The following is a 5,034-nucleotide window of genomic DNA, read 5'->3' as shown; positions in this document are numbered from 1 at the left end:
GGCCGGGGTGGTGGAGGGAGTGGTGGGTCGTCCCGAGACGGACATGTGGCTCTCCTTGGTGTGGGCGGTGTGCCTCCCGTCACCCTGCCACGGGGGCGGCGGCCCGCCGGGGGGAGAATGGTGGCGTGAGGTTCACCGAGCACGAGATGACGGTCGGGGTCGAGGCGGTCGCACGCGAGCTCTTCGCTGCCACCCGGCCGCCCTGGAAGCGCCAGTCCGTGGTGGCCGACTTCGAGTCGCTCGACAAGGCGCGGCGCTACCGGCACAAGGCCGCCGCGGGCGAGGTCGTGCTGCCGGTGCTGACCGCGCTGCCCGACCGGCCGACCGTCGGCGCTACCCCGGCCTTCACCGACGAGGAGTGGCGTGAGGCCGCCGAGCAGGGCAGCCGTCAGGTGCTCGACTTCCGCACCGAGGGCGGGTGGGAGGCGCTGGGGGAGCGCAAGCGCCGCAAGCTGCTCGACGGGGCGGTCGCCCTGGCCCGGGTCGCGGTGGCGGCGATGCCGCTGCGCAGCGACCCCGACGCGCTGGTCGTCCCCGACCACCTGTGACCGCGCCCTGCGGTGGTCGGTCCGGCGGTGGTCGGTCCACTAGGCTCACCGGCATGAGCACCCGCAGCGGCCCCGGGCGTACGCCCGCCGTGGCGCGCCTGCAGGTCGTGCTGGCCGCCGTCGTGGCGCTGCTCCTGACCCTGGTGGTCCTGCCCCTGCTGCCGGTGCTCGTCGCCGGCGAGGCCCCGACGTCGGTCGCGGTGACGGTGGTCGCCGTGGCACTCACCGCCCTGCTGGGCGGCGGTCGACCGGGCTGGGCCGGGGTGCACCGCGGACCGGTCGCGGCCCGACCGCGGTCGGCCGACGTACCGCTGGACCTGACCGGACGGGTCACCGACCCGGGACACCACCCCGTACGCCCCCGGGCCCCGGGACCGGCCTGACGCTCGCGCCTGCGCGAGCCACGGTCCGTACCCGTCTCGCCCTCCAGGAGCCCGCTGATGTCCCTGCTCGACCCGATCTCGCACGCCCTCGCCGCCGTGGTGGCCACCGCGCACACCGGCCTGACCTCGCTGGGCGCCGACCCCGGCGCCGGCACGACCTGGGTGCTCTGCGTCGCCGCCGTCGTGGTGACCGTCCGCCTCGCGCTGCTCCCGCTGGCCGTCCAGGGGGTCCGGCTGGCGCACGCCTCGGCTCGCGCCCGGCCCCACCTCAAGGAGCTCACGGCCCGCTACAAGGGCAAACGCGACCCGGACAGCCTCCGGGCGCTGGCCGAGGAGCGGAGGCGGATCTCCGCCGAGCACGGCGTCCCGCGGCTCGGGTGCCTGCCGCTGCTGCTGCAGCTGCCGGTGTGGATCTCGATGTACCACCTGGTCTCCGACGTCGCCGGCGGCAGCCCGGTCGGGGCGATGGACGCGGGCCTGGTCGCCTCGTTCGGCGCGGCGAGCCTGGTCGGCGTGCCGCTGGCCGAGCGCGGCTACCTCGGCGGCGGCTCCACGCACCTCGCGGTGGTGGTCGTCCTGGTCGTCCTGGCCGGGGGTCTCAGCTTCGTGACCCAGCGGTTCCTGGTCCTGCCGAACACGCTCTCGGCCGACCTGCCCGAGGCGATGGCGAGCGCGCAGCAGGTGATGCCGCTGCTCTCGGCGCTCGGGATGGCCGTGGCCGCCGCGGTGGTCCCCGCGGCGCTGCTCGTCTACTGGGTGCTGAACGCGACCTGGACAATGGGGCAGTCGGCGGTGGTGTGGCGGTTCTTCCCGACCCCGGGCTCGCCGGCGGACGTGCGGCGGGTGGCGCGGGTCGAGCGTGCGGGGCGGCTCAGCCCCGGCGCGTGACCGTCTCGCCCAGGGGCGCCCGGCTGGTGCGGTAGGAGGCCGTCGGGTGGTCGGGGTCCGGCCGGCCGAAGGAGATGCCGCAGACGACCGCACGGTCCTCGGGGATGTCGAGGTGCTCGTGGAGCAGCGACGACTGCCCGGCCAGCGCCGCCTGGGCGCACGCGCCCAGCCCGAGGGCCTGCGCGGCGAGCAGGAACGTCTGGACGTAGAGCCCGCAGTCGATCGCGCCGTACGTGCCCAGCTCGCGCGGCGCGGAGACGATCGCGACGTGCGGGGCGCCGAAGAGCTCGAAGTTGCGCAGGCCCTCCAGGAACGACCGGTCCCGGTCGCCCTTCTCGATGCCGACGGCGTCGTAGAGCTGCCAGCCGCTCTCGCGGCGGCGGTCGCGGTGCACGCCGGTGTAGGCCTGGGGGAAGTCGAGGTCGCTGCCGCCCTGCTCGAGCCCGGCCAGCATCGCCGCCGACAGCTCCCGGGCGGCGTCGCCCGAGAGCACGTCGACGCGCCACGGCTGGGTGTTGCACCACGACGGCGTACGGCGGGCCGCCTCCAGCAGGCGCTCGAGGGTGGCCTCGTCGACCGGCTCGGGGAGGTACCCCCGGCAGCTCCACCGCGCGGCCAGGACCCGCTCGAGGGCCTCGATGTCGCTGGTCGTGTCGGGCACGGCGTCGGGCACGGCGGCGGTCATGCAGCGGAGTCTGCCAGGGGACGTTGACAGCGCCGGTGTCACGGTGCCGAGATGACGCTCGCGGACAGCCGAGATGACGCTCGCGGCGCCTCGAGATGACACTTCCGGCGTCAGCGGGCGCGTACGGAGGCGACGTCGTCGACGATCCGGACGATGGTCCGCAGCGAGACCAGCAGGTCCCCGTAGACCGTCCAGAGCAGCCCGGGGAGGTCCTCGTGGGAGAGGTCGCGGACGAGGTCGTCGATGCGGGGGAGGAGGTCCGCCATGCCGGCGTACGGGTCCGCCATCCGCTGGCCGACCTCGCGCAGCAGCGCGAGCCACGGCTCACGGAAGCGGGGGTCCCACTCGTCGGCCTCGGCGACCGAGTCGCTGATGGTCCGCGCGATGGCCCGGGCCTGGGCGACGCCCTCCTCGAGACGGTGCATCACGGACTCGTCCCGGTCGAGGTTGCCCGCGGAGCTGGACCGGCGCCGCCGCATGTTGTACCGCTGGCTCTCCCGGGAGTGCCGCAGCAGCTCCTCGCCGCGGTCGAGGTCGGCGTCGATCGCGCGGGTCTCGGCGATCCAGGCCTGCGCGTGCTCGTCACTGGCCGGCAGGGACAGGTCGTCGGCGATGCGACGCAGGAGGTCGCCCAGCCGACGGTCGACCTGGTCGAGCTGCCGCTCGGTGAGCCGGTCGTCGAGCGGGGGCACGACGAGGAGGTTCACCGCCACCCCGACGGCGACGCCGAGCAGCGTGTCGGCGAAGCGGTGCAGGAGCAGGACCGACTCCTCGCCGGTGCCGCTGGTCAGGACGAAGAGCGCGGTCGTCGCGACGGTGACGCCCTCGGCCCTGATCGCGGTGAGCCGCGCCAGCAGCAGCCCGACCAGCACCGCGGCGCCGAGGCTGGCCACGCCGCCACCGAGCGCCACCACCGCCAGGAAGCTGACGATGATGCCCAGGAAGGTGGCGGCCACGGTCTGACCGCCGCGCCACACCGAGGTGCGGACCGTGGCGTGCACGGTGAGCAGCGCGGCCCACGGCGCGAGGAACGGCTGCTCGAGGTCGAGCACGGCCGTGGCCAGCAACCAGGCCGCGACGGTCGCGACCGTGGACTTGACGACCTGGAGCAGGTCGGTGCGGACCTCGGGCCTGGCAAGCCGACCCCGCGCCCGCGCAGCCCAGGTACGCGGCCGGGGCGCCGACGTACGACGGGTGCGGGAGATGGTCAGGCCACGCCGGGCACGATGCGCATGTCGCGCACGGCGCCGCCGTCGAGTGCGGCCAACGCCTCCTGGTACGCCGCGCCGTCGTGGGCGGCGACCGCGGCCTCGACCGAGGCGAACTCGATGACGACGCAGCGGGCGGCGACCCCCGCCTCGTACGTCTGCTCGGGCATGCCGCGGGCGATGAAGGTGCCGCCCGCGCCGGTCAGGGCGGGGCCGGCGAGCTCGGCGTAGGCGGCGAGCTTCTGCTCGTCGCGGACCTCGCGGTACAGGCTGATCCAGTAGGCGCTCATGGGTCCATGCTGCCGCAGCCCCGCTGCGGCCTAGGCTGCGGGCGTGCTGGGGACGAGACGAGACGGTGCGGTGTCGGTGCTCGAGCTGCAGCGGGAGGACCGACGCAACGCGCTGGACCTCGCGCTGTGCCGGGCGATCGGGGAGGCCGCGGCCGCCGAGGTGGACGCCGGGGCGCGGGTGCTGGTCCTGACCGGGCAGGGCTCGGCGTTCTGCGCCGGGGCCGATCTCGACGGCGTGTACGGCGGGGAGTTCCTCGAGGCGCTGTACGGGATGCTGCACGGGCTGACCCGGTTGCCCGTGCCGGTCGTGGCTGCGGTGAACGGCCCGGCGATCGGGGCGGGGACCCAGCTGGTCCTGGCCTGCGACCTGCGCGTGGCCGCTCCGACCGCACGGTTCGCCGTGCCGACGGCCCGCAACGGGATGGCGGTCGACGCCTGGACCATCCGTACCCTCGCTGCCACCGTCGGGGCCGGCGTGGCCAACCGGGTCATGCTCGGGGCCGAGACGCTCGACCACGACGCGGCCCTCGCCGCCGGCCTGGTCGACCGCACCGGGCACCTCGACGACGCAGTGGCCTGGGCGCACGAGGTGGCCGCCCTGGCGCCGTTGGCGCTGGCGCACAACAAGCTGGTGCTCCGTGACGGGGACGACGCCGCGGTCGCGGCGACCTTCGACGCCTGCTGGGCCAGCGACGACGTGCGCGAGGCGCTCGCGGCGCGCGCCGAGCGGCGTACCCCGGTCTTCCGCGGGCACTGAGCGCGCCGCAAGCGTCACCTCGACGCGCCGCAACGGTCATCTCGGCTGTCCGCGAGCGTCATCTCGGCGCGCCGCGACCGTCATCCCGGCCCTAGGGTCGGGGCCGTGGGCGGGTTGGAGCTGGTGGAGGACGCGGGCGGGGTGCTGGTGCGCCTCGACGGGCGCGACCAGTCCCACGTCGACCTCGCCGACCCCCGCCGGCTGGTCTTCGACTACGTGCAGCGGCTGGCCGAGGCGATCGACGCGTGGGGCGTGCCGGGGGAGCCGGTGCGGGT

The 5,034-nt window shown here is 75.4% G+C and carries 7 protein-coding genes; 4 read left to right on the top strand and 3 right to left on the bottom strand.

All coding sequences use genetic code 11. The annotated features are described in order from the left end of the window. Window positions 1-125 precede the first annotated feature (125 nt). From GV155_RS19805 to yidC, 3 genes are read left to right on the top strand one after another with little or no spacing between them, the layout of a single operon-like run. Window positions 126-548, top strand: coding sequence for a hypothetical protein (locus GV155_RS19805; protein WP_160011952.1), 423 nt, complete (start codon window positions 126-128; stop codon window positions 546-548). Between the two features lie 53 nt (window positions 549-601). After that, entirely contained in the window at window positions 602-931 is a 330-nt protein-coding gene (locus tag GV155_RS19800; RefSeq protein ID WP_160011950.1) for a hypothetical protein, read from the top strand. A 57-nt stretch (window positions 932-988) separates the two neighbouring features. Continuing rightward, entirely contained in the window at window positions 989-1,819 is an 831-nt protein-coding gene (gene yidC, locus GV155_RS19795; RefSeq protein ID WP_160011948.1) for a membrane protein insertase YidC, read from the top strand. On the opposite strand, the gene GV155_RS19790 is transcribed toward yidC, so the two are convergent. From GV155_RS19790 to GV155_RS19780, 3 genes are all read right to left on the bottom strand, one after another. Beyond that, complete coding sequence (locus tag GV155_RS19790; protein ID WP_201300388.1) at window positions 1,803-2,504, bottom strand: nitroreductase; 702 nt, start codon at window positions 2,502-2,504, stop codon at window positions 1,803-1,805. The two genes, yidC and GV155_RS19790, sit on opposite strands and share 17 nt — an antisense overlap. 110 nt (window positions 2,505-2,614) lie before the next feature. After that, window positions 2,615-3,616 (bottom strand): FUSC family protein, encoded by a 1,002-nt coding sequence (locus tag GV155_RS19785; RefSeq protein WP_268892627.1) that lies wholly within the window; start codon window positions 3,614-3,616, stop codon window positions 2,615-2,617. A 95-nt stretch (window positions 3,617-3,711) separates the two neighbouring features. Further along, window positions 3,712-4,002, bottom strand: a complete 291-nt coding sequence (locus GV155_RS19780; RefSeq protein ID WP_160011944.1) for a DUF1330 domain-containing protein — start codon at window positions 4,000-4,002, stop codon at window positions 3,712-3,714. A 43-nt stretch (window positions 4,003-4,045) separates the two neighbouring features. On the opposite strand from GV155_RS19780, the gene GV155_RS19775 reads away from it, so the two are divergent. After that, window positions 4,046-4,759: an enoyl-CoA hydratase gene (locus GV155_RS19775; RefSeq protein WP_160011942.1), complete on the top strand. Its 714-nt coding sequence runs from the start codon at window positions 4,046-4,048 to the stop codon at window positions 4,757-4,759. The last annotated feature ends 275 nt before the right edge of the window (window positions 4,760-5,034 follow it).

It is taken from the genome of Nocardioides sp. AX2bis (genome assembly GCF_902506435.1).
Classification (GTDB): Bacteria; Actinomycetota; Actinomycetes; order Propionibacteriales; family Nocardioidaceae; genus Nocardioides.
The sequence above is the reverse complement of the archived record's forward strand: the minus strand, read 5'-3'. Positions and strand labels throughout refer to the sequence as shown.